Source organism: Klebsiella sp. WOUb02, from assembly GCF_050058015.1.
Classification (GTDB): Bacteria; Pseudomonadota; Gammaproteobacteria; order Enterobacterales; family Enterobacteriaceae; genus Klebsiella.
In genome coordinates, this window is sequence record NZ_CP170109.1 from 1 (window position 1) to 21,416 (window position 21,416).

22 protein-coding genes and 3 pseudogenes are annotated in these 21,416 nt (G+C 53.8%); 12 read left to right on the plus strand and 13 right to left on the minus strand.

Features of this window, described 5'->3' with window-relative positions:
- Positions 1 to 30: 30 nt before the first annotated feature.
- The 6 genes from tnpC to ABOC21_RS06390 form a co-directional block, all read right to left on the minus strand.
- The gene (gene tnpC / locus ABOC21_RS06365) at positions 31 to 1,644 is read right to left on the minus strand and encodes an IS66 family transposase (protein WP_426812645.1); all 1,614 of its coding nucleotides are present in this window, start codon (positions 1,642 to 1,644) and stop codon (positions 31 to 33) included.
- Between the two features lie 20 nt (positions 1,645 to 1,664).
- Positions 1,665 to 2,012 carry an IS66 family insertion sequence element accessory protein TnpB gene (tnpB, locus tag ABOC21_RS06370; protein WP_426811792.1) on the minus strand — a complete coding sequence of 116 codons (348 nt, stop codon included), beginning with the start codon at positions 2,010 to 2,012 and terminating at the stop codon, positions 1,665 to 1,667.
- Positions 2,012 to 2,425 carry a transposase gene (locus ABOC21_RS06375; RefSeq protein WP_426811791.1) on the minus strand — a complete coding sequence of 138 codons (414 nt, stop codon included), beginning with the start codon at positions 2,423 to 2,425 and terminating at the stop codon, positions 2,012 to 2,014. The genes tnpB and ABOC21_RS06375 overlap by 1 nt, the downstream gene beginning before the upstream one ends.
- 98 nt (positions 2,426 to 2,523) lie before the next feature.
- Positions 2,524 to 4,737, minus strand: coding sequence for a peptidase domain-containing ABC transporter (locus tag ABOC21_RS06380; RefSeq protein ID WP_426812646.1), 2,214 nt, complete (start codon positions 4,735 to 4,737; stop codon positions 2,524 to 2,526).
- A complete protein-coding gene (locus ABOC21_RS06385; RefSeq protein WP_426812666.1) occupies positions 4,737 to 5,990 on the minus strand; it encodes an HlyD family secretion protein in 1,254 nt (417 codons plus the stop codon). The genes ABOC21_RS06380 and ABOC21_RS06385 overlap by 1 nt, the downstream gene beginning before the upstream one ends.
- A gap of 2 nt (positions 5,991 to 5,992) precedes the next feature.
- Positions 5,993 to 6,643: a CPBP family intramembrane glutamic endopeptidase gene (locus ABOC21_RS06390; RefSeq protein ID WP_426812647.1), complete on the minus strand. Its 651-nt coding sequence runs from the start codon at positions 6,641 to 6,643 to the stop codon at positions 5,993 to 5,995.
- 16 nt (positions 6,644 to 6,659) lie between these two features.
- Between ABOC21_RS06390 and ABOC21_RS06395 the strand changes: the two genes are divergently transcribed.
- Positions 6,660 to 6,911, plus strand: a complete 252-nt coding sequence (locus ABOC21_RS06395; protein ID WP_426812648.1) for a hypothetical protein — start codon at positions 6,660 to 6,662, stop codon at positions 6,909 to 6,911.
- On the opposite strand, the gene ABOC21_RS06400 is transcribed toward ABOC21_RS06395, so the two are convergent.
- Positions 6,876 to 7,277, minus strand: coding sequence for a hypothetical protein (locus ABOC21_RS06400; RefSeq protein ID WP_426812649.1), 402 nt, complete (start codon positions 7,275 to 7,277; stop codon positions 6,876 to 6,878). The two genes, ABOC21_RS06395 and ABOC21_RS06400, sit on opposite strands and share 36 nt — an antisense overlap.
- A 320-nt stretch (positions 7,278 to 7,597) precedes the next feature.
- Here ABOC21_RS06400 and ABOC21_RS06405 point away from each other — a divergent pair, with 320 nt between their 5' ends.
- From ABOC21_RS06405 to ABOC21_RS06425, 5 genes are all read left to right on the plus strand, one after another.
- Positions 7,598 to 8,545 carry an IS30 family transposase gene (locus ABOC21_RS06405; protein WP_426812650.1) on the plus strand — a complete coding sequence of 316 codons (948 nt, stop codon included), beginning with the start codon at positions 7,598 to 7,600 and terminating at the stop codon, positions 8,543 to 8,545.
- A 315-nt stretch (positions 8,546 to 8,860) separates the two neighbouring features.
- The gene (locus tag ABOC21_RS06410; RefSeq protein WP_426812651.1) at positions 8,861 to 9,727 is read left to right on the plus strand and encodes a ParA family protein; all 867 of its coding nucleotides are present in this window, start codon (positions 8,861 to 8,863) and stop codon (positions 9,725 to 9,727) included.
- The gene (locus ABOC21_RS06415) at positions 9,727 to 10,761 is read left to right on the plus strand and encodes a ParB/RepB/Spo0J family partition protein (RefSeq protein WP_426812652.1); all 1,035 of its coding nucleotides are present in this window, start codon (positions 9,727 to 9,729) and stop codon (positions 10,759 to 10,761) included. The genes ABOC21_RS06410 and ABOC21_RS06415 overlap by 1 nt, the downstream gene beginning before the upstream one ends.
- The gene (locus tag ABOC21_RS06420; RefSeq protein ID WP_426812653.1) at positions 10,758 to 11,195 is read left to right on the plus strand and encodes a hypothetical protein; all 438 of its coding nucleotides are present in this window, start codon (positions 10,758 to 10,760) and stop codon (positions 11,193 to 11,195) included. Before ABOC21_RS06415 ends, ABOC21_RS06420 begins: the two co-directional genes overlap by 4 nt.
- Positions 11,192 to 11,515 carry a hypothetical protein gene (locus ABOC21_RS06425; RefSeq protein WP_426812654.1) on the plus strand — a complete coding sequence of 108 codons (324 nt, stop codon included), beginning with the start codon at positions 11,192 to 11,194 and terminating at the stop codon, positions 11,513 to 11,515. The genes ABOC21_RS06420 and ABOC21_RS06425 overlap by 4 nt, the downstream gene beginning before the upstream one ends.
- 37 nt (positions 11,516 to 11,552) lie before the next feature.
- On the opposite strand, the pseudogene umuC reads toward ABOC21_RS06425, so the two are convergent.
- A pseudogene (umuC, locus tag ABOC21_RS06430) lies at positions 11,553 to 12,829 on the minus strand (translesion error-prone DNA polymerase V subunit UmuC).
- A 14-nt stretch (positions 12,830 to 12,843) separates the two neighbouring features.
- Positions 12,844 to 13,299, minus strand: a complete 456-nt coding sequence (gene umuD, locus ABOC21_RS06435) for a translesion error-prone DNA polymerase V autoproteolytic subunit (protein ID WP_426812655.1) — start codon at positions 13,297 to 13,299, stop codon at positions 12,844 to 12,846.
- Between the two features lie 139 nt (positions 13,300 to 13,438).
- Here umuD and ABOC21_RS06440 point away from each other — a divergent pair, with 139 nt between their 5' ends.
- The 3 genes from ABOC21_RS06440 to ABOC21_RS06450 all read left to right on the plus strand — a co-directional run bounded on the left by ABOC21_RS06440 (position 13,439) and on the right by ABOC21_RS06450 (position 16,430).
- Entirely contained in the window at positions 13,439 to 13,957 is a 519-nt protein-coding gene (locus tag ABOC21_RS06440; RefSeq protein ID WP_426811961.1) for a ClbS/DfsB family four-helix bundle protein, read from the plus strand.
- An 18-nt stretch (positions 13,958 to 13,975) separates the two neighbouring features.
- Positions 13,976 to 15,196 carry an ISL3 family transposase gene (locus ABOC21_RS06445; protein ID WP_426811960.1) on the plus strand — a complete coding sequence of 407 codons (1,221 nt, stop codon included), beginning with the start codon at positions 13,976 to 13,978 and terminating at the stop codon, positions 15,194 to 15,196.
- 445 nt (positions 15,197 to 15,641) lie between these two features.
- Positions 15,642 to 16,430: a DUF1281 domain-containing protein gene (locus tag ABOC21_RS06450; RefSeq protein WP_426812656.1), complete on the plus strand. Its 789-nt coding sequence runs from the start codon at positions 15,642 to 15,644 to the stop codon at positions 16,428 to 16,430.
- On the opposite strand, the gene ABOC21_RS06455 is transcribed toward ABOC21_RS06450, so the two are convergent.
- The 3 genes from ABOC21_RS06455 to ABOC21_RS06465 are packed head-to-tail and all read right to left on the minus strand — an operon-like array spanning position 16,373 to position 17,362.
- Positions 16,373 to 16,807 (minus strand): helix-turn-helix domain-containing protein, encoded by a 435-nt coding sequence (locus tag ABOC21_RS06455; RefSeq protein ID WP_426812657.1) that lies wholly within the window; start codon positions 16,805 to 16,807, stop codon positions 16,373 to 16,375. The genes ABOC21_RS06450 and ABOC21_RS06455 overlap by 58 nt on opposite strands.
- Positions 16,758 to 16,895, minus strand: a complete 138-nt coding sequence (locus ABOC21_RS06460; RefSeq protein WP_426812672.1) for a hypothetical protein — start codon at positions 16,893 to 16,895, stop codon at positions 16,758 to 16,760. Before ABOC21_RS06460 ends, ABOC21_RS06455 begins: the two co-directional genes overlap by 50 nt.
- Complete coding sequence (locus tag ABOC21_RS06465; protein ID WP_426812608.1) at positions 16,892 to 17,362, minus strand: transposase; 471 nt, start codon at positions 17,360 to 17,362, stop codon at positions 16,892 to 16,894. The genes ABOC21_RS06460 and ABOC21_RS06465 overlap by 4 nt, the downstream gene beginning before the upstream one ends.
- A 30-nt stretch (positions 17,363 to 17,392) precedes the next feature.
- On the opposite strand from ABOC21_RS06465, the pseudogene ABOC21_RS06470 reads away from it, so the two are divergent.
- Together ABOC21_RS06470 and traX are read left to right on the plus strand one after the other, a co-directional pair.
- Positions 17,393 to 19,241: pseudogene (locus ABOC21_RS06470) on the plus strand (conjugative transfer relaxase/helicase TraI domain-containing protein); the annotation flags it as partial.
- 124 nt (positions 19,242 to 19,365) lie between these two features.
- A complete protein-coding gene (traX, locus tag ABOC21_RS06475) occupies positions 19,366 to 20,088 on the plus strand; it encodes a type-F conjugative transfer system pilin acetylase TraX (RefSeq protein ID WP_426812667.1) in 723 nt (240 codons plus the stop codon).
- Here traX and ABOC21_RS06480 read toward each other — a convergent pair.
- Positions 19,990 to 20,298, minus strand: a pseudogene (locus ABOC21_RS06480) (transposase zinc-binding domain-containing protein); the annotation flags it as partial. The gene traX and the pseudogene ABOC21_RS06480 sit on opposite strands and share 99 nt — an antisense overlap.
- Before the next feature lie 398 nt (positions 20,299 to 20,696).
- On the opposite strand from ABOC21_RS06480, the gene mrkA reads away from it, so the two are divergent.
- A complete protein-coding gene (gene mrkA, locus ABOC21_RS06485; protein ID WP_426812658.1) occupies positions 20,697 to 21,305 on the plus strand; it encodes a type 3 fimbria major subunit MrkA in 609 nt (202 codons plus the stop codon).
- Positions 21,306 to 21,416 lie beyond the last annotated feature (111 nt).

The following is a 21,416-nucleotide window of genomic DNA, read 5'->3' on the forward strand; positions in this document are numbered from 1 at the left end:
AAGCGCCCCATAATGAACGTGGCGTAAGGATTATTTTACGGAGGATAGGTTCCAGGGCAGCAGCTCATGTACCCGGTTTGAAGGCCAGTCGTTGATCTTGCTTATCACCTCGCACAACCAACCTTCCGGCTCCACACCGTTCAGTTTGCAGGTGCCAAGCAGGCTGTAGATGATGGCTGCTGCCTCACCCCCGTTGTCAGAGCCGAAGAACAGGTAGTTCTTTCTGCCAACCGCCACCGCGCGCAGCGCGTTTTCTCCGATGTTATTGTCGATTTCCACCTGACCGTTACGGCAGTACTCATTCAGGGCGTGCCACTGTTTCAGTATGTACGCGAACGCCTTCGCCGTCTCCGCGTGAACCGACAGCGTCGTCATTTGCGCCTCTATCCACTCGTGCAGCGATGTCATCAGCGGAACCGACCGTGCTTTTCTTATCTGCAGCCGTTTCCCGGCCGGGCTGCCGCGTATTTCCGCCTCGATGGCATACAACGCACCTATACGGTTCAGCGCTTCATTCGTCATTTCTGTCGGGCGTCGAACATGCTCATCGTGGATTTTCCTTCTGGCATGCGCCATGCACGCTGCTTCTCTGATGTGCCCGGACTCATACAGCGTGTCGTAAGCACCGTACGCATCTGCCTGAAGCACGCCTCTGTACCCTGAGAGATGTCGCTGAGGATGTTCCCCCTTACGGTCCGCTGAGTACGAGAACCAGACTGCCGGCGGTTCTGGCACCCCGGCGTTACGGTCATCCCGGACGTAGACCCACAGCCGACCGGTTCGCGTTTTACCACTCCCGGGCTCCAGCACCCTGACCGGCGTGTCATCAGTGTGCACCTTGCCAGCCTGCATAACGTACTGGTTGAGCGCCTCATGCAGCGGACGAAGCCGGTTGCCCATCATCGCGACCCAGCGGACCATCGTGTTACGGCTCAGCGCCAGTCCATGACGGGCGTAGATTTCTGTCTGCCGGTACAGCGGCGTATGCTCCACATATTTTCCGACCAGGATGCGGGCCAGCAGGCTGCTGCCCACACGACTGCCTTCTACCGGCTTTGCCGGGAGCGGGGCCTGCACGATAACGTCGCACCGGCTGCACGCCAGCTTCGGTCGGACCGTTTCGATGATTTTAAAGGCGGTTTTGATGATCTCCAGTTGCTCAGAGAGAGTTTCTCCCATCACCTTCGACTCTCCACCACATGACAGGCAGACGCTGGTCGCTGGCAGTAAGGTCTGTGTTTCCCGAGGCAGGTCGGCTGGCAGCGGTTTTCGGGCGGTGTGGCGGGTGGGTTTTTCTGGCGTCGTTTGCGACACGACAACACTATCTGCTGGTATATCCGGTACCGGCTCGTTGCCATTCAGGCAGGTTTTTGCCGCCTCCAGTCGGCTTTCCAGCTCTGACAACCGTTTCTCTGCCTGGCGGATTTTGTTTTCCAGCTTATTACGGCTCTTTTCCGAACTCTGACCGAACAGCATTCGCCGTAGTTTATCCAGCTGTGCTTTCAGGCGGTTGATTTCCTGCTCATAACCCGCCACCTGGCCTGCATACTGGCGCAACCGGGTCTGCTGGTCGTTCAGCATCGCCCGCTGTTTACGCAGCATGGCTTTTAACTGGTCGATATCGTCAGGGAGTTCATTTTTCATACACCCGACATTACAACAGGTTACACCCGCAGGCCAGGACGTTGTGATGACTGTGGATGTTTCCAGTTGAGGCCTTCCAGCAGCATAGCCAGTTGCGCCGGGGTCAGATGGATCTTCCCGTCGCTGACAGCGGGCCAGACGAAGTGTCCACGCTCAAGACGTTTGATGAACAGGCACAGACCATCCTCATCGGACCACAGTAGCTTTACCATATCACCACGGCGCCCCCGGAAGATGAACAGGTGGCCGCTGAATGGGTCCTCGTTGAGGACATTCTGCACGCGGGAGGCCAGGCCGTTGAAGCCGTTTCTCATGTCGGTAACGCCCGTCACCAGCCAGATGCGGGAACCCGCAGGAAGGGATATCATCAGCCACCTCTCTTCAGTTCGCGAACCAGAGCCGACAGCATGGCCGGGGTGAGGTTGCCGGACAGCTTCAGGCGTGCACGGCCGATACTGACCTCACAGCATTGCCCGGCATCCGGTGGCAGGCTTTGCGCTGATGCTGCCGGGAGCTCGGGCAGCGCGGGTCGTGAGTATTCGGTGGTCACAACAGGAACGATATCGTCACTGATAATGGCCGGTGCTGGGGGTGTATCAGATGGCTCATCAACCAGATGACGATAGCGCTGACGCCAGGTGAACAGCAGGTTGTCATTAATCCCGTTCTGGCGGGCAAGCCGTGCCACGCAGGCACCGGGTTGCAGTGATCGCTGAACCAGGTCGAGTTTGAACGGCATGGAGTAGGTAGCCCGCTGGCGTGGGACTGTCGGTTGGGTCATTTGTGATAGAGTCCATTTAAAAATTAAGTGGACTCTATCATCACCGGATTAAAGGTACGTCGACAGACGTCGTTGCCGGGGCGCTTACCTTCCATTCGTTAAGGTTGATTTTTGAACTGCCTGTCATCAGTAAGATCACAACCTAGATCGGCATCATCGATGGTGTGCTTGTGCTCCAGCTCCGTAAAGAATCCGTCTGCCAGATACAGAACACGATCTGCAGATTTTATGGTTTCCGGACGATGGGCTATCAGCAGGACAGGAAGCCCCAACTGACGTAATGTCTGGCTTATACGAATTTCGCTCTCAACATCAAGGTGGCTGGTCGCTTCATCCAGTAAAAGAAATCCCGGTTTCTTGTACAACGCCCTTGCCAGCAGAATACGTTGTTTTTGCCCTCCGGAAAGCCCTCCGCCGGTTTCACCTATCAGCGTCTGATATCCCATCGGCATTGCCATAATATCGTTGTCGATAAATGCCAGTCTGGCGCACTGGATCATTCGTTCAAAATTGCGGTCTTCACTGAAAAAAATAATGTTATCGGCAACAGAACCTCTGAAAAGATGGTCATCCTGCAGTACGGTACCGATCCGCTGACGAACCTGAATATAATCCGGGTGCGTATGCAGTATACCAAATGTTCTGATCTTGCCTTCATCAGGGATGTGGATACCAAGGATAAGCTTCACCAGCGTCGATTTACCACATCCGGATTTACCTGTGACAGCGATCACTTCTCCGGGATGGAGTGTCAACGACACCCCGCGGATTATCGGGGTATTCCCACCTTTGTGGCTGAATGTAATGCACTCAAGGAAAAGCGGAGAAGGAGCATCTTCAGCCATCTCGCTCCGGAATACAGAAGGAAAGAGCAAAGTGTCGTTGTGCTCACGAAAAGACCGTTGTTGATGGCCTTCCGTCGGGGTAAGTACAATATCAGCCAGACGTTCGTTGTAGACATCAAGCATACGCCACGAAAAAAACTTATCGGTCAGGCTACTGATACTGGATGAAAAACGCATCTGGTAGGACAAATAAGCAACCAACATACCGACAGTGAAGGTGCCATTCAATACTTCCCCGGCGCCTTTCCACAAAATGATTGCCGATACCACGCTGCCGGTAAGGGTGTGAGCAATGTCATAGCACATCAGCAGACGGCTCTGTCGCAACTGCGTATTTCTGCGCGCGACGTTAAGGTTCAGCCAGGCGGCTTCACGATGCGCTGTCACGCCGTTAATTCTCAGGCTCAGGATCCCATTGAGGGTTTCAAGAAAATGTCCGGATTCCCTGGCACCTGCATCCCAGGCATCTTCTGCTGACTGTCGAAGGGAGGGATACCACAAAGCCCTCAGCACACCGTAGATAATGGCTGCAAGTACGGCTATCAGCGTCATTTCCGGACTGTACAGCAGCATCATGCAAAGTGCAGTCAGCACGAGTAACACATCCAGAATACCTTCCAGAACCTGAGTGGTCAGCGCCTGCTGGATGGTATCCACTGCCTCAAAACGGGCATTGATACTTCCCTGACTTCGTGCATCAAACCAGGACAGAGGGAGATGAACCAGATGATGGAAAACCCGTGCTGTCCACTGCATGTTAAAATTGACGGACAGATTAATACTGGCCCACTGGCTGGTCAGTGACAGCAACATCTGGGTCAGTGACAGCAGCAACAACGCAATAATAATGACGGTCAATAAACTCCGGTCAGCGGCAACCAGTACTTCATCAATCACCAATTGATTGAGAAGCGGGCTTCCCAGTGTCAGGATTTCCAGTGCCAGAGCAAAAACGATAATTCGCAACATTGACGGCAACAGACCCGGGGTCTTACCTGTCAGCTGGGACAGATGGATTTTTTTTCTTTCATCCCGGGCGGTAAAATCACTGGCTGGCGTCAGTTCCAGCGCGACACCAGTGAAATGTTTTCCTGCATCCTGCAGGGATAATGATACTTTTCCCTTGTCCGGATCGTGAATGACCAGCCTGCTCCCGCGAACTTTATGGAGTACGACGAAATGATTCATGTTCCAGTGAAGGATGCATGGGAGAGAAAGGGAGCTCAGGTCTTCAGGCTCCAGCCGGACTGCCCGGGAGGACAACCGGATACCAGCCGCACATTCAATCAGTCTCTGCAGGGTCATCCCCTGAGTACTGATACTGAAACGTTCGCGCAGTGTGGGTAAGTCCGTTTGCAGACCATGCCAGCATGCCATCATGACCAGACACGCCAGACCACATTCCGCTGACTCTGTCTGTCGGATGAGGGGAAGCTGTTTTCTCCCGGTCCATTTAAGTTTATCCATTACAGTTTTCCTTTCAGGCTCCAGAGTGGCTCGGTCAGCCACTCCCACAAATGGCGGGTATCCAGGCTGACATCCCCCTCAAGGGTCATGCCGGGTCGCAGGGGTTCTTTTTTTCCATAAGCCAGAATAAAGGGACTCTCAGGTTCGACGATGACGCGGTAGTGCCCTTCATTCTCCTTCCAGGTCACAGGGGATACGGAGAGTAAATCAGAAGGGGTCAGCGTAGTACGACTTATCTCACAGATAGTGCCGTACTGAACGCCAAACTTCTGAAAGGGGAAGGCAGCGAACCGTAGTGCAACACGCTGCCCCGGTTGAATAAAACCGGCGTTCTGACTGGTTGCATAGAGTTCTATCTGCAGACGAGAATTATCAGGTACAAGAGTCATGACTGGTTCAGATGCTCTGACAGACTGTCCCTGTCTGACCAGCACGGCAGCAACGGTTCCGGATACCGGTGACGTCAGCGTAAAGTTCTCCTGTCCGGCCAGTTCGTCCTGCTGTTGCCAGATCTCCTGCAACTGCCTGTCCAGCTCAGCTTTCCGGCTTTCCCCCTGAACGATGAGATGATTAAGGTCGTCTTCAGCGGCCTCAATTGCAGTGTGTAGCTGCAGAAGACCCTGACGCTGATCCTCAACGTTTTGCTGTGCCGTAGAAACATCAATTTGCTTTTGCTTGTATTCGATATCTGATATGTAATGCGTGCCAGCTAGCTTTTTATAGCGCTCCATGACGGACACGACCAGCAAAGCCTGATGCCCGGCAAGCGACAGGCGCTGCTCCGCACTTCTAATCTGTGGTTTCAGGGAGGCAATTCGCTGTTTTATGGCCTGCTGCTGCTGACTGTTGTCACGCAATTCCAGAGCCTGCTGAGAAGACAGCATGGCATACTGAGTCTTCAGGGACATGCTCATGGCAGCCAGCGTACCTGTGCCCTGTCCGTTGTAATGCTCGCCGCTGATATGGTAGAGAGGCTCACCGGCGGCTACGTGCTGACCTTCTGAAACACCCTGTCGGGTGACGTATCCGGCATATTGCGGTGTGATTTTTACCAGTCCTGATGAAGGCATCACGATACCTGTAAGATGAGCCTTGCGGGTATAACTACCATAATAAACGAATAATGCGACGCTCAGAAATATGAATAATGTAGCAATGGCGCATACTGAAATGCCAAATGAAGCGGGTAAGACAATATCTCCATACTCGTTATCACTGTGATGTTTTAATGCTTCCCCCCTGAATATACTCATGGTTATAAAATATTTTGAATGTTTAATAATATAACGAAAGCATTCATACATAAATGTATTAACATAGGATAAAAAAGAGATCTGCTTTTTATTCTAAGCCCAAATAACAACATTGATATAACAAAAAGGATTATCTGATCCAGAACATTATAATACTGTCCATGCATTAGGCAAAAAAACAAAGATGTTACCACACTAGGAATGATCAGATTCTTTCTGTAAATTGAGCATGCAACCCCGAAGGCACAAGCTCTGTAGACGATCTCTTCATAATAGGGTACGACCAGTGTCATTACTAAAATTGTTATCCAGTTTATCTGTGATGGTTCGTAATTATATAAATAGTCTCTGTAGCAGTAAACAGCTAACTGAATCAAAAGAATTACAAGAAGTGAGATGACTGAGAATTTAAGCGTGGCAGAATCCGCTTCTATTTTTATTCTACACTCAAAAAATCTCCTCAGATAAAATAAATAAACAAAAGTTGAAATTAAAATCTCTGCAATGAACACAATTGAAAATGCAATATCCAGCCCAACATAATACTGCGTAACGGCTGGTGATAATGTTACAAAAGTTGATGTAACAACCACTACCAGGAAAATAATAGCGCTGTGTTTGCTATATACAAACTGACTTGAGCGTTCATCCATTACAAGGCGTCACTTTATGAAGGTGGTTATTTTTGCTAAAACTATATCTGTAAATTTAGCAGTGGAAAATAAGGTGAGCAAGGTAATTACTATTTTTGAAAAACCCTCAGGTAACGAAAACCAGGATAAATCAATAATGGAGGAACCACTTAGTAGCGCAAAACCCAGTAATAAACTTAATATGAAAGACAATATTTTAACAACCATTGTAGTATCCTCCGTTGATACTTACTTATCGACTACAAGTACCACCGACGTTACTTCCTGAACAATGACTGGAACCAGCTTTATTTCCACCTCCGTTGCCATTTCCTCCACCGGAGAGACACTGGCCGTCAACTGCTCCACCAATAGTTCCTCTGGCCATTCCTACAACACCACCTTTGATGGCACCACCAACCATTCCACTAAAGACAGCATTACCACACTTAACTGTGCTCGGGTCACTGTAAATATGTGTAGGTGCATTTCTTCCCAGTGAGTTGCGGGGTCCAGAACCATTACCACGAGGCCCGTCACCATAATTACCGTTTCCATTTCCGCCACTGACTAACGCAATCTCGTCAAAACTCAATTCTCTGATATTTGACATAAAAATCCCTCTTATAAATTTAAACATAAAGTGCTTTTTCACTATCACATAGCTGGAATGTATGCATAAAGTGAATTTATGTAAATAAATGTAAGGATGAACTATTAACTGACTGAGCTGAGCTTGTATTTTTTAATGCGTATTGATTTTAGTCGCTGACTTATCACGATGACATGTCTGGATTCGGCAAACCAGTGGAGTGCTGTAGCCGGTCCGGGTTACCACGAACATTATTGATGATGCCCGCGGGTCCCAGCTGCGCGAATTCAGATAATAAGTGCAACGCTCGGTCATGTGGATGGAGGGACGGTTAGCTGCCGATAAGCTATCCTGCTCTTCCGACCAAAGATGAGCGAGTCACTATGAAATATCAGCAGCTAACCGAAGGGTTACGATACCAGATAGCCCTGTTGTGTGAAGATAAAGTGAGTCAGGCAGAGATTGCCCGCCGCTCAGGCGTGAGCAAATCAACGGTCTCGCGGGAACTGCGTCGTAATCGTTCTGTAGATGGCTACCAGCCAGCGGCAGCACAGAAGCTCAGTACCTGCCGCCGTAAAGGGGCCGGCAAACGCAGGATGCACGAGGATACGGTCTTCTTTGTTGAGGCTGCGCTAAACTGGCTGTGGAGTCCGGAACAGATCAGCGCCGTTGGCCGTATCATCGGCATGCCGGTTAGTCACGAGTGGATTTACCAGCATGTTCAGGCTGATAAAGCCAGTGGCGGCGAACTATACAGGCTCCTCCGGCAGGGTAAACGCCGCTATCGCAAAGGCTATGGTAAAAAGCGAAGTCCGATACCTGACGCCGTATCCATCGAGCAGAGACCGGCCGTTGTTGATGCTCGTACCCGACCGGGTGACCGGGAAGCGGATCTGGTTCCGGGTAAACAAGGCACCGGAGCCATCGTGACGCTGGTCGAGCGTAAAAGCCGTATTTATCTGACGAAAAAGGTGTTTTCGAAAGATTCAGCCGAAGTGGCCACAGCCATTATCTCGATGCTGAGCGGCTACAAAGATGTCTGCCATACCATCACGTTCGACAATGGCGGGGAGTTTACTCAGCACAAAGAGATCGCAGCGGCCCTGGAAACGGAAACCTACTTCGCTCACCTCTATGCTTCGTGGGAACGTGGGCTGAATGAGAATACCAATGGGCTGTTGAGGCAGTTTATCCCCAAAGGAACTGACCTGACAGCAGTGACGGATGATGAGCTCCGCAAGTACCAGGGAGCACAGAACAGCAGGCCACGAAAATGCCTCGAATTCCGGCAGCCTTCAGTGGTCTTTGCAGAGTTAAGAAAGGCGGCTTAGCGTTGCACTTCGAACTTGAATCCGCCCGTTGCACTTATTATCTGAATTCGCGTAGTAACTAAATTGTGATTTCGTATGCGAAATCTATTGCGTATCATTATTGATATTCTAATATTTCTCTGTATACTGTTTGTTTTGTCACTAAAGCACGACAACAAACGCAGTCGCAGATAGCTGCTTCTGCATCTGGCGAAACGCCTGACTCACAGGAGTGTGTATGAAATACCGCAAGCTCACCTCATTTCTGAAATACTCTCTCACGCCGTGCCGCCTCTTCTCAAACATTTCGCATGCGAAATGTTAAGGACTTGTTACATGACACTGAAAATTGGACCTGTCGGCAAACTTATCGTTGTATGTAGCCAGAAGGGCGGAATTGTTAAATCGCAGTCATCCAGTGAAATTGCACATGATCTTCGTAAAGCAGGTTTCCGTGTGCTTGAAATTGATATGGACTGGACAACCGGTCTGACGGAGAGAGCTTTCCCCGACAACTTACCTTATGAGATAGAACGAGAACCTTTAAGTAACAGTTTTACACCCGGGGAGGCGAATACATATCAGCTGTTCTTTCCGGACACTGAGGTTCGACCTATTGAGCTTCCTGGTGGGCGCTTCTTTATTGGTGCTACTAGTGAGCTTAATGAAATTAACTATCGCAATAGCGACTGCATGTTCGACTTCAGAGACCGTATTGAAGAACTGAAGAAACAGTTTGATTTTATTATTGCAGATTCAGCACCATCATATTCAAACGTTATGATCGCAGCGCATATGTCATCTGATTACCTTCTGATCCCTACCCTGTTAGAGAAGCAGTCCCGTAATGCCGTTGGTAAACAGCTTACTTATATGCAGAAAATTAAGCGGAACTATAATCCTTCGCTGCAGTTCATGGGGACTTATGTGACCCAGACACAGGTGAAAAATTATAGAAAGACGCTTAAAGAAGGATATCTGGGGCCTATTGATACACTGAACCTGAATCTTCTCATCGAGATCCTTCAGGAAAAAGGCTATTCCGAAGAATACATTCTCGCCTATATTTCCTTCGTACCTGCAGCAGCAAAAGAAGCGATCGAGCTTGGTCTCTCCTTTGATGAATATGACCCTAAGTGCCTACCAGCAATCCAGTATAAAGAACTTACCCAGAAAATTATTCTGCTCGCAGGAGGTAAGTAATGGCCAAGAAACCGTTTATGAAACGGCTCCAGGCGCAGCAGGAAATGAAAAAAAATGCTGCTGTTGTCTCTGATATTGAACATGTCATTACAAATAAACAGCCAGATGAACAGAGCCATGATATAGCAGCGCACCAGATTATGGCAGATATCGCCCGCCCGGATATCGAACCTGATGGACAGATAATCCGCGTCGATATAAATCTGGTTTATGCTGAAGAACAAGTGCGACCTGAAGAAGACTTCGAGGAAGAGGTTATCGATGGTATGTCTGATACTTTCGAAACTATAGGGATGCTGACCCCTCCTCGTTGTTATCCTCGCGACAGACGTGGATACCAGATATGGTTAGGCGAAACGCGTGTTCGTACTGCTCGCAAACGGGGTGATACCCATATTGATATTTATGTTGGAAAACCACCGCGTGAAAGAAAAGAACGCATCCTCGGTCAGCTTATTGAAAACCTTCAGCAGTCTGGTTTGAAACCATTAGCGACGGCAAAGTCGTTCTATGAACTCAAGCATCAGTTCAATATGACGGGTGAGCAGATCGCAAAAACGATGGGTAAACCTACCTCATTTGTGAGTAAACACCTTCGTCTCATTGATGCACCGGAAAATGTCACCGCCCTTCTTCGGGATAAAGTCACATCTGATATTGATCTGGCTTACACGCTGATCCAAGTAAATGAAAAGTCTCCCGAAGATGCCGAGAGGCTTATCGTGGCTGCGAGGGAGTATGGTATTTCACGCGCGCAGGTTAAAGCTGTTCTTGATGAAGTTAAGAATAAAAGAAAAGGTGAGATTTCGCATGCGAAATCTAAGGCTCAGAACAAAAAGCCAGCTAAGTCTTTGGATAACAATTCAGGTGTAAAAATCTGGCAGGTTGTTGTCGAGATAGAAGGTCAGCAAGGGGTAATAATGACTGACCACGCGCCAGAAGAAGATGGTTATGTGTGGGTGAAACTGGAAATTGGTGAGATTTCAGTTGAAGCTTCTGAGCTACGCGTCAAGGGGTTGCAGTCTCTGTTATGAAATCAACCCCGTTCACCGAAATGGCCACGGCATTCCGTGGCAAAATTGTCCGCCTCTGGGCGCAGCGAAATCCCGGAACCCAATCCGAAACTGCAGTTGCATTAACAGAGGCGGCTATCAATCTTGGATACATTACAAGAAGCAGACCCGTACCCGGAGCGGCGATACTCTCATGGACCTCAACCCCGGATGAAACTCCGTTGTGGGCGGCTCAGACGGCGTTAACGTTGATGCTCTACATCGGCTGGAAGCCAGAAAGTAACCAGGACTGGTGTGGAATGACGGCGCTGATATTCAGAGCTAATCGTACACTTTCGCTTGAGCGGCTTGTCGCTTCCTTGCCAGAGAGCATAGACAGGAAAACTGCTACCGGATGGTTCGTGGCTGCAATCGAAGAGGATGCCCACTACCGTTCCAACAGGAAATCCAGATGACCTTTCAAGATCTTGAAGCTTGTATCGCAGGTTCTGGCAGACGTTCTATCGCTTCAGCGTTAATCGCTTTTATTCTTGATGCACTTGATGTCGGACAGGACGGAGTTGATCTTGATACGTTTCAGAGCCACACGCGCTTCGTTCGCAATAATGTAACCACGGTAGCCAGCTATCTTCAGCTACATGGGATTATCCATGTACTGTATTACCGTGATGGTGCAGCTGAACGTCAGTATGAGTTCGTTAATAATTACGGCCGGTGGGCAAAGCAGCACTACCGTCTTTCTCAGGCTATTATTCAGCTGCATCGACGTGAATAAATAAAAAGATTTCGCATGCGAAATCTACGATGGTAGCTCATTTTATGACGGCAATCGGCAGTTCGTTCCACCGGGTTGTATATGCAGGCGAAAGCATCTCTCTTTTCATCTGCCAGCCGGTATCCACACCCTGACCCGCAAACCACACTTTCCCGAGCCCGGACTGGTTGATGCCGTCCAGCACCTTCATCAGCCGGGCGCTGTCCGGTCGCGGGCGGTCTTCACTGAACAGGTTCAGCTGGCTGACGCCGTTCGGGGTGAAGTCATCGAGCATCACGCCGGCCTTCATGTAACGGTGTCCTTCCTGCCAGATACGGTCCAGTGAACGCATGGCTACAGCGAGAATATCCCGGGTGTCCTGCGTGGGCAGCGTCAGCTTTTCGCCGGCGCTGTTGCCGTAGAAAGCCTCATTCACCGCGTGAGGAGAGGTGCGGATGAACACGCTGATGTGGCGGCAGAACTGCCGTTCGCCACGCAGTTTCTCTGCCGCCCGGGCGGCATACTGGCACAGGGCCTGCTGCATGGCGCTCTTCGTGGTGATGCGTTCGCCAAAGCTGCGGGAGCAGACTATCTGCTGTTTTGACGGCGGCAGCTCTTCAAGCGGAATACAGGACTCGCCGTTGAGCTCCCGCACGGTCCGCTCCAGCACCACGGTGAAGTTTTTACGGATAAACGCCGGATGGGTGCGCGCCAGTCTGCAGGGCGGTCTCAATCCCCATTGTGTTCAGCTTTTTGCCGATTTTCCGGCCCACACCCCAGATTTCCTCCACCGGCTGCCGGGCCAGCAGGGCTTCCGTGCGTTTCGGGTTGCCGGGCGTCAGCGCCAGCACGCCCCGGAACTGCGGCCACTCCCTGGATGCCCACTGCGCGGATTTGGCGAGCGTCTTCGTGGGACCCATGCCGACGCCCACGGTGAGACCGGTGATACGCAGGACATGGTCCCGCAGCCGGCGGCCGAAGTGCTCAAAATCCTCGCAGCCGTCAATCCCGGTCAGCTCCAGAAACATCTCGTCGATGCTGTACTGCTCGACCTTCGGCGTCATTTCCTCAAGGGCAGACATCACGCGCTGCGACATCGAATGATACAGCCCGTAGTTCGAACTGAAGATATGCACCTTCTCCGGGAAAGGGGTGTCCTTTATCTGAAACCACGGCACCCCCATTTTTATGCCCAGAACCTTCGCTGCGGCACTTCTTGCAATCACACAGCCGTCATTGTTACTGAGCACCACCACCGGTTTACCGCGTAAATCCGGGCGAAACAGGGCCTCACAGACTGGCATAGAAGCTGTTGACGTCCGCCAGTCCGAACATGGTCAGCGCCATCGTCATGTCCTCGCCCGCGTGCTGTGAAAAAACCACGTCACCACGCCGAGCAGCTGCAGTTCAGCCGGGTAAATAACCGGATACGCCGGATTCATCGGCAGCAGGGCAGGGCGGGGCAGCAGCTGCAGACGTTTGACGGTGAAGGCCCCGTCGACTTCCGCAATCACGATATCCCCCTCAGAGGGCGTCTCTGCCCGGTCAACCACCATCACGTCGCCGTCATACAGGCCCAGACCTTCCATGCTGCTGCCGCTGGCGCGCACGAAGAAGGTCGAGGCCCGGCGGCGGATGCAGAGGGCGTTCAGGTCCAGCTCATCCTCCACGTAATCAGCGGCCGGCGAGGGAAAGCCGGCGGCGCAGGTGTCAGCGAACAGCGGGATGGCCAGCTCAGGACTTCGGTCGGCCGGGCGCAGCAGGGTCAGGGCAGGGGTTTCTTCCGGGGTGGCGTGGCGTTTCATCAATACCTCACATCATTACCACAAATGACTGTATGTATATGGGTCTTCCCCTGTTGTGGTGGGTGGTACATAATTGATTGATTTTCAAACACCACACAGTGCCTTTATGGTGTCTCTTTTTACATGAGAGGGAATTCTTATGAGTGTGCCGCAAACAAAAGCTGAACTGCTTTTAGCTATTGATAAAAATTTTAGTAAATTAATTAGTTACCTCAACGCAATCCCACCAGAAATTACTTCAGATAAATCAATGGATGGACACGCCAAAGGAACGGAGATGAGTGTTCGTGATCTCGTTTCGTATCTGCTTGGATGGAATGCTCTTGTTGTAAAGTGGATCACTTCTGATGCTAAAGGTCTGCCTGTCGATTTTCCAGAAACTGGCTATAAATGGAATCAGCTTGGTCTTCTTGCTCAAAAATTTTACTCAGATTACAGTAAGTTAAGTTATGGATTGTTAGTGGCTGAACTTCAGACTGTAAAAAAAGAGATTGTGAACCTTATTGATGATCGTACCGATGATATTTTGTATGGAAGACCATGGTACACAAAATGGACGATGGGGAGAATGATCTCATTTAACACATCTTCGCCTTACGCCAACGCTAATGGAAGATTAAGAAAGTGGGCAAAAAATAATAATATCAGTTTGAAGTAAGCATCAGAGTGAAATTATATGGACGAAAAATCTCTCTATGCCCATATCCTTAACCTGACTGCTCCATGGCAGGTTAAATCCCTTATCCTCGATGAAAAGGCAGGTTTCGTTACTGTTACAGTCGGCATCGCTGAAAATACTCAGTTAACCTGTCCGACCTGCAGGAAATCCTGTTCTGTTCACGATCACCGACATCGTAAATGGCGCCATCTTGATACCTGCCAGTTCATGACATTAGTAGAAGCCGATGTTCCCCGCGTTATGTGCCCGGAGCATGGCTGCCAGACTCTGCCTGTACCGTGGGCAGGTCCCGGCAGTCGGTACACGCTGCTGTTCGAATCGTTCGTGCTCTCATGGCTAAAAATCAGCACCGTTGATGCGGTCAGGAAACAACTTAAACTTAGCTGGAATGCCGTTGACGGCATTATGACGCGCGCGGTTAAGCGCGGCCTGTCCCGGATTAAAAAGCCTTTATCAGCGCGTCATATGAATGTAGACGAAGTCGCCTTTAAAAAAGGGCATAGGTATATAACCGTGGTATCTGATCGCGACGGACGGGCGCTGGCATTAACCGATGATCGTGGCACAGAGAGTCTTGCCAGCTATCTCCGTTCGCTCACTGACAGTCAGTTGCTGGCCGTCAAAACACTCTCGATGGACATGAATGCGGGCTATATAAGAGCAGCGCGTATCCATTTACCCAATGCGGTCGAGAAAATCGCCTTCGATCGCTTCCATGTGGCCAAACAACTGGGCGAAGTGGTTGATAAAACCCGCCAGAATGAACATCCGCACCTCCCTGTTGAAAGTCGTCGTCAGGCAAAGGGGACGCGCTTCCTGTGGCAGTACAGCGATAAGTGGATGACGGAATCCAGGCAGGAGAAGCTGGTATGGCTGCGCGCACAGATGAAGCTGACGAGCCAATGTTGGGCGCTGAAAGAGCTGGCAAAGGACATCTGGAACAGCCCCTGGAGCGAGGAAAGACGGAATGACTGGCAGAGATGGCTGGCGCTGGCGGCTAACAGTGATGTTCCCCTGATGAAGAACGCGGCTAAGACGATAGGGAAAAGGCTGTACGGCATCCTGAATGCCATGCGGCATGGAGTCTCAAACGGAAACGCGGAGGCGCTGAACAGCAAGATCAGATTACTGAGAATAAAAGCCAGGGGATACCGCAACCGAGAGCGCTTTAAGCTGGGAGTAATGTTCCACTACGGGAAGCTGAATATGGCGTTCTGAGCTTTCCCACCATGATCGGGGAAGACCCATGTATATACAGTATCGGAAATTTACTCCCCTGTTGCAAGTCCCGCCCGGATGCCTGCGGACAGGTGCCTGATACCCGGGTGGATTCTGTTTGCCGGCGACGTGAGAAAAGGCTGTCGCTGCGCGCCGCTGTGGCCGGCGTACCGGCTTCGCCTGTCGCCGGGGTGGCGCTGACGCGCCGGAGGGTAAACCGTCACCGCCTGTGGGCTGCGCCGTGACTTCACGTTAGCCGGGGCGCTTCCCGGTCAAGGGTGCGTTTCACCTCTGTCGTCACCCGTTCCCCGCCGTGCGCGGGACATTCAGTCCGCTCCGGCGGCGCATGCGGCTTCCTCCTTCGCCCGTTGCCCGGTCCGCTCGCGGCCCGGCTGCGGTGTCGTCACGGCGCAGGAGCCGGAAACCCATTAACCGGGGAGTGATTATGCCGAACTGGTGTGCAAACAGGCTGTGCGTGACGGGGCGCAGCGAAGACATTGAGCAGGTCAGGGTGCTGACGGAAGGCGGACGTTATGCGTCATACGCGCGCGCGGCGGCGCAGGGCGTGCAGCTGTTTCTGGCGGGCTGCGCGGGCATGCTGAAAACCACGGAAGTGATGGCGTATCTGCCATATCCGGGGCTGACAGCTACAGGGCCGGGTGATGACACCCCGGAGAACCGCGCCTTCACGCAGTGGCTGGAGCACCTGCAGGCGGGTACGGCGCTGACGGATGCGGCGTGCGACGACCTGCATGCCCTGTGGCTGGCTGGCGGCCTGCGCGACCGGCGCCGGGATGACCTGACGGATGCGCAGCAGGAGTGCATCGCGGCCATGTTTACCGGACAGCGCCACGACGGGTACGGAAGTTTCTCCGCCACTTCCGTGCAGGCGTGGTGGGATGCGGTCTGTGACGGACTGCCGGGTCTGAAGGCGCAGCCCCTTGACCTGATGATGGTGCTGCCGTCGCGTCTGGATGTGGAAATCAACGGCTTTAACGGGCGTCTGCTGGACGGGGTGCCGTCCGGTTACAGCTGGTACGTGGAACGTTATGGCACCAAATGGCCGTGCGGATATGACCTGACGGTCTGTGACGGTGGTGCGGACTGGCTGTCGGTGGATTTCGACACCCCGTGGGCACCCCCGGCGGAAGCGGTGATGGCCGCACTGAGCGAGCGCTACGGCGTGACGGTGGAGCACTGGTATGCGGAGCAGGGTTGCGACTTCTGCGGGTAGAACCAGTGGCCCGCCGTCAGCGACTTCAGCCACGTGATGTCCCACGACCAGACCTGGTTCGGCGCTGTTGCCTTCCAGGTCGACAGCGGCCTGCTTTGTGGAGCCTGCTGACGTCCCCGGTGACTGACTTCGCCGTAACGCCGCAGTACCCGGTAAAACGTCGATTCACTGGCGATGTAACGACCTTCATCGGCCAGCACCGGGACGATTTGTGCCGGTGGCAGACTGGCGAACCGGGGTTCATGACAGACAGCCAGCACCAGCTGCTCCTCTTCAGCGCTGAGCCTGTTCTTCGGCACCGGCCGGGGGGCAGCGGGACGCCGGTCATCAGAGACTGCGTTGCCAGCGCTGGCGAGTCCGTTCGCTGATACCCACACACTGACAGGCTGCGTGCTGCCGGGCGCCGGCATCAAGGGCTTCCTGCACCATGGACATCAGCTGTAATCTGTCGGCCGCGGGTGTCATTCGTCCTCGCGTTCTTCGGCGAAGAACGCCTTCAGCTTTTTTTCCAGAATGAGCAGCGCCGCGGCTTCAGCCAGCGCCTTGTCCTTGCGGGCTATTTCACGGTTAAGTTGCTGAATTTCTTTTTTCTGCTTTTTAATCAAGGCTCTTTCTTCACGCTGACCGGGCTGCATAAATTCGTCCCTCCACTGCTGAATTTGCTCAGGATAAAGACCTTTACGGCGACAGTATTCAGCCACAGCATGAGCAGAAAGCGGTGCGGTTTCAACGAGAACGGCAAAGCGGGCGTCCTGCGACCATTCTGGCGTTGACTGACTTTCCGCTACACGAACGCCAGCCTGAGTACGCCAGGCATAAAGCGTATTGGCCGGGATCCCCTCAGAACGGGCTAACTGAACGACCGGTTGATTATGTGGCGGCATCATTCTGGCGATCAGAGCGGCTTTACGCTCAGGTGAATAAGTGTTCATTATTGTCCTCTCCGGCCCCCGGAAATTTTTCTGTCAGAGGCGACAACTACCCTGACATGGGGGGATATCCACGGGGCGCTGACCACGATTGAGCAGGTCTCGCCGGTTCAGGTGCCGCGACGCGACGGGGCATGGGTGCCGGAGGGCTCCGTGGTGGAATTCGGCGCGGAAAAAGAGAAAGCGATACAGACGGCATCGGATAAGGGGCAGTTGCTGCCTGACGGCAAACCGGTCTCGCTCTATGACGCCATCGTGAAGGACTACACCGGACGCACCCCGGAAGCGCAGGACCGGACGCTGATTATCACCCACCTGAATGCCGACCGCCGGGCGCTGAACAGTCTCATCCACGATGAGCGGCAGCGTAACGGTGAGACGGGCAGGGAGTCGGTCACCCTGCCGGTACTGGTCACGGCCAACATCCGCGACGGGGAGCTGCGCAAAACCGCCACATGGGCGGCCCATAAGGATGCGGTGGCGCTGCTGGATAACGTGTATCACCGGGTGGTGGCCGTCGATAAGGAAAACCAGCTTGTCACCCTGCGGGACGGCGAGGGGCATCAGCGGCTGCTCTCGCCGCGTGAGGCCTCAGCGGAGGGCGTCACCCTGTACCGGGAGGAGACCATCACGGTCTCTGCGGACGACCGGATGCGTTTCAGTAAAAGCGATGCTGAGCGCGGGTATGTGGCCAACAGCGTGTGGGCGGTGAAATCGGTGTCAGGTGACAGTGTCACCCTGTCGGACGGACGCAGCACCCGCACGCTCAGCCCCGCTAAGGACAATGCCCAGCGGCATATCGACCTGGCCTACGCCATCACCGCCCACGGCGCGCAGGGGGCCAGCGAGCCGTTTGCCATCGCGCTGGAGGGGGTGGAGCAGGGAAGAAAACAGATGGTGGGCTTTGAGTCGGCGTATGTGGCGCTCTCGCGGATGAAACAGCATGTGCAGGTGTACACCGACAGCCGGGAGGGCTGGACCACCGCCGTGACAAACTCAACACCGCAGGCCACCGCCCACGACATTCTGGCTCCGCGCAATGACCGGGCGGTGAGGGTGGCGGAGCAGCTGCTGCGTCAGGCCCGGCCGCTGACCGACACCGCTGCCGGGCGCGCCGCGCTGCAGCAGGCCGGTCTGGCGCAGGGCAGCCCGACCGGGAAGTTTATCGCGCCCGGTAAAAAGTACCCGCAGCCGCATGTGGCGCTGCCGGCGTTTGATAAAAACGGTAAAGCGGCCGGGGTGTGGCTGAGTCCGCTCACCCGCGCGGACGGGCAGGCTGCAGGGTATCGGGGGTGAAGGGCGCATGCTGGGCAATGACGAGGCGCGCTTTGTGGCGCTGCAGGGCAGCCGCAACGGCGAAAGCCTGCTGGCGGACGGGATGCAGGACGGCGTCAGGGTGGCCCGCGACCATCCGGACAGCGGGGTGGTGGTGCGGCTTGCCGGCGAGGACCGGCCGTGGAACCCCGGCAGCCTCACCGGCGGGCGGGTGTGGGCTGACCACACCGCACAGCCTCCGGCGGGGGCCACAGGTGAGCTGCCGCTGCCGGCGGAGGTGCTGGCGCAGCGGGCGGCGGAAGAGGCACAGCGGCAGGCGACGGAGAAGCAGGCGGCGCAGACCGCGAAGGAGATGGCCGGCGAGGGACGCGAAACAGATGAGCAGGCCGGGACAATCCGGGAGGTTATCGGCGACGTGGTCCGGGGGCTGGACGGTCAGAAGACACCGGACAGAAACATCACGCTCCCGGATGACCCGCTCACCCGCCGGCAGGAGACGGCGGTGCAGCAGGTGGCCTCAGAGCACCTTCAGCGCGAGCGGCTGCAGCAGACGGAGCGCGAGATGGTGCGCGACCTGCAGCGGGAGAAAACCCTCGGGGGCGACTGACGCGCCTGCGGCCTGTCAGCAGCGGCCGTCTCCCCGGCGGTCAGCCGGGCACCCCGCCGCCGCGCGGATATCAACACACAGCAGAAGGACTGATTCGGTGAGAACAAAAACGCAGACTACGTGGATGATGGCGGCCGACCGGCGGCTGCAGCAGATACTGACCCCGACACCGGGGCAGACTGACATGATAAAAACGGTGGCACTGGTGCTGATGGTCATCGACCATGCCGGCCTGCTGCTGGTCGGAGATAATGAGGTGATGCGCCTGCTGGGGCGGGGATGTTTTCCGCTGTTCGGTCTGGTGTGGGGGATGAATCTGGCCCGGCACGGCGACATCCGGCAGTCGCAGCTGAACAGTCTGTGGTGGTGGGCGGTGGTGGCGCAGGGGCCGTTTCTGCTGCTGGGATTTCCGTGGTGGCAGGGGAATATCCTGTTCGCCTTTGCGGTGACCGGTCAGGCGATACGCTGGTTCAGCCTGCGCACGCGCAACGACATGCTGCTGGCGGTGGCACTGGTGGTGGCATGGCTGCCGCTGTCGGCGGCGAGCTACGGCATTGCCGCGGTGTTCATGCTGATAAACAGCTGGCGGGTGTGCCGGGCGGAGAACATCACGGAGCGGGTGGGCTACGCCGTTCTGTGGGCGGTGATGGTGCTGCTGATGAATCCCGGGGATGCGCTGCAGTCCGTGGGCGGACTGGCCATCGCGGTGCTGGCGCTGGCGGTGTGTACGGACACCGGAAAGGCGCTTAAAGGTAATGTGCTGCCAGTCGCAGTCGGGAAGGATATGACTCTGCCGGGCTACCCACTGCTCAGTGGCTTTGAAGCCGCAGGAGCTGCAGGCCTTTGATTTGCAGCTCTGGCAGAAAAAGCGGGAATGGGTGCAGTCCGGTGATGCACAGCAGAAGCGGCGTACGCCCATGGTCGTGGTGCCGCAGGCGAGCATGCGTTCTACGCAGAGGCGGGTCCAGGGAGTGACGCGGTCACTGAATTTTCCGAGAAACGAATTCCAGCCGTCATCGACGGTGAAGAGCAATTTTGCGGGGCGTGGAATATACATGCTGCAGAGTATAAAACGGGGTTCAGGGCATGCAAAGCCCCGGAACCGCGAAGCGGTGACGCTCGCCCTGTAAGGGCGCTACTGTTCAATGTAAATAACAATGGCTTCGTTTCTTGCTATCAATCCAACATAATTAATAATTGCGTCCTATTTGTTACATTGATTAACAGTTTGTGAACATATGTATATTGTCAGCGAAAAATAGCATTCTTTGACGCCGGCAGCCTCGACGAATTCTTTCATTGAATTCGTTCCTGACGCCTTAAATATTGCGGCCTCCGGTCAGTCGAAGTTTCTATTAACAGTTGCACAAGTGAGCATCGCAAATCGCTTCTGACTTTTGTGCGTATTAACTGTTTGCTCATTGATACTTAATTCACTCTGACAAGGAAATGGCAATGAAAAAGGTTCTTCTCTCTGCTGCAATGGCAACTGCGTTTTTTGGTATGGCTGCGGCAAATGCTGCTGATACCAATGTAGGCGGCGGTCAGGTTAATTTCTTCGGTAAAGTTACCGACGTATCTTGTACTGTTTCCGTAAACGGCCAGGGCAGCGATGCGAACGTTTATCTGTCACCGGTGACTTTAACGGAAGTTAAAGCTGCCGCGGCGGATAGCTATCTGAAACCGAAATCTTTTACCATCGATGTTTCTGACTGCCAGGCTGCTGACGGCACCAAACAGGATGATGTCAGCAAGCTGGGCGTAAACTGGACCGGCGGTAACCTGCTGGCGGGCGCAACCGCTAAACAGCAGGGCTACCTGGCTAACACCGAAGCCGCCGGCGCGCAGAATATCCAGCTGGTTCTCTCCACCGACAACGCCACCGCGCTGACCAACAAAATCATCCCGGGCGACAGCACCCAGCCTAAAGCGGCCGGTGATGCCTCTGCCGTTCAGGATGGCGCGCGCTTCACTTACTACGTCGGCTACGCGACCAGCACCCCGACCACGGTTACCACCGGTGTGGTTAACAGCTACGCGACTTACGAAATTACTTATCAGTAATATCGTCTGAGAGATAAAGCCGCCTCGCGTCGGGGCGGTCTATACCCGTCATACTTCGAATGGCACAGGCGTTTGCTACGCTTGCTCACCCCAGTCACTTACTGGAGTAAG

Bases quoted from the DNA above. Each gene is read 5' to 3' on its own strand.
- ABOC21_RS06450 (WP_426812656.1), top strand. From the start codon at position 15,642: ATGCCGAACTGGTGTGCAAACAGGCTGTGCGTGACGGGGCGCAGCGAA.
- umuD (WP_426812655.1), bottom strand. From the start codon at position 13,299: ATGAAACGCCACGCCACCCCGGAAGAAACCCCTGCCCTGACCCTGCTG.
- ABOC21_RS06395 (WP_426812648.1), top strand. From the start codon at position 6,660: ATGAAGGTGGTTATTTTTGCTAAAACTATATCTGTAAATTTAGCAGTG.
- ABOC21_RS06420 (WP_426812653.1), top strand. From the start codon at position 10,758: ATGAAATCAACCCCGTTCACCGAAATGGCCACGGCATTCCGTGGCAAA.
- ABOC21_RS06375 (WP_426811791.1), bottom strand. From the start codon at position 2,425: ATGACCCAACCGACAGTCCCACGCCAGCGGGCTACCTACTCCATGCCG.
- ABOC21_RS06385 (WP_426812666.1), bottom strand. From the start codon at position 5,990: ATGAGTATATTCAGGGGGGAAGCATTAAAACATCACAGTGATAACGAG.
- ABOC21_RS06410 (WP_426812651.1), top strand. From the start codon at position 8,861: ATGACACTGAAAATTGGACCTGTCGGCAAACTTATCGTTGTATGTAGC.
- ABOC21_RS06440 (WP_426811961.1), top strand. From the start codon at position 13,439: ATGAGTGTGCCGCAAACAAAAGCTGAACTGCTTTTAGCTATTGATAAA.
- ABOC21_RS06465 (WP_426812608.1), bottom strand. From the start codon at position 17,362: ATGAACACTTATTCACCTGAGCGTAAAGCCGCTCTGATCGCCAGAATG.
- ABOC21_RS06380 (WP_426812646.1), bottom strand. From the start codon at position 4,737: ATGGATAAACTTAAATGGACCGGGAGAAAACAGCTTCCCCTCATCCGA.
- ABOC21_RS06415 (WP_426812652.1), top strand. From the start codon at position 9,727: ATGGCCAAGAAACCGTTTATGAAACGGCTCCAGGCGCAGCAGGAAATG.
- tnpB (WP_426811792.1), bottom strand. From the start codon at position 2,012: ATGATATCCCTTCCTGCGGGTTCCCGCATCTGGCTGGTGACGGGCGTT.
- tnpC (WP_426812645.1), bottom strand. From the start codon at position 1,644: ATGAAAAATGAACTCCCTGACGATATCGACCAGTTAAAAGCCATGCTG.
- ABOC21_RS06460 (WP_426812672.1), bottom strand. From the start codon at position 16,895: ATGACACCCGCGGCCGACAGATTACAGCTGATGTCCATGGTGCAGGAA.
- ABOC21_RS06425 (WP_426812654.1), top strand. From the start codon at position 11,192: ATGACCTTTCAAGATCTTGAAGCTTGTATCGCAGGTTCTGGCAGACGT.
- mrkA (WP_426812658.1), top strand. From the start codon at position 20,697: ATGAAAAAGGTTCTTCTCTCTGCTGCAATGGCAACTGCGTTTTTTGGT.
- traX (WP_426812667.1), top strand. From the start codon at position 19,366: ATGATGGCGGCCGACCGGCGGCTGCAGCAGATACTGACCCCGACACCG.
- ABOC21_RS06405 (WP_426812650.1), top strand. From the start codon at position 7,598: ATGAAATATCAGCAGCTAACCGAAGGGTTACGATACCAGATAGCCCTG.
- ABOC21_RS06390 (WP_426812647.1), bottom strand. From the start codon at position 6,643: ATGGATGAACGCTCAAGTCAGTTTGTATATAGCAAACACAGCGCTATT.
- ABOC21_RS06445 (WP_426811960.1), top strand. From the start codon at position 13,976: ATGGACGAAAAATCTCTCTATGCCCATATCCTTAACCTGACTGCTCCA.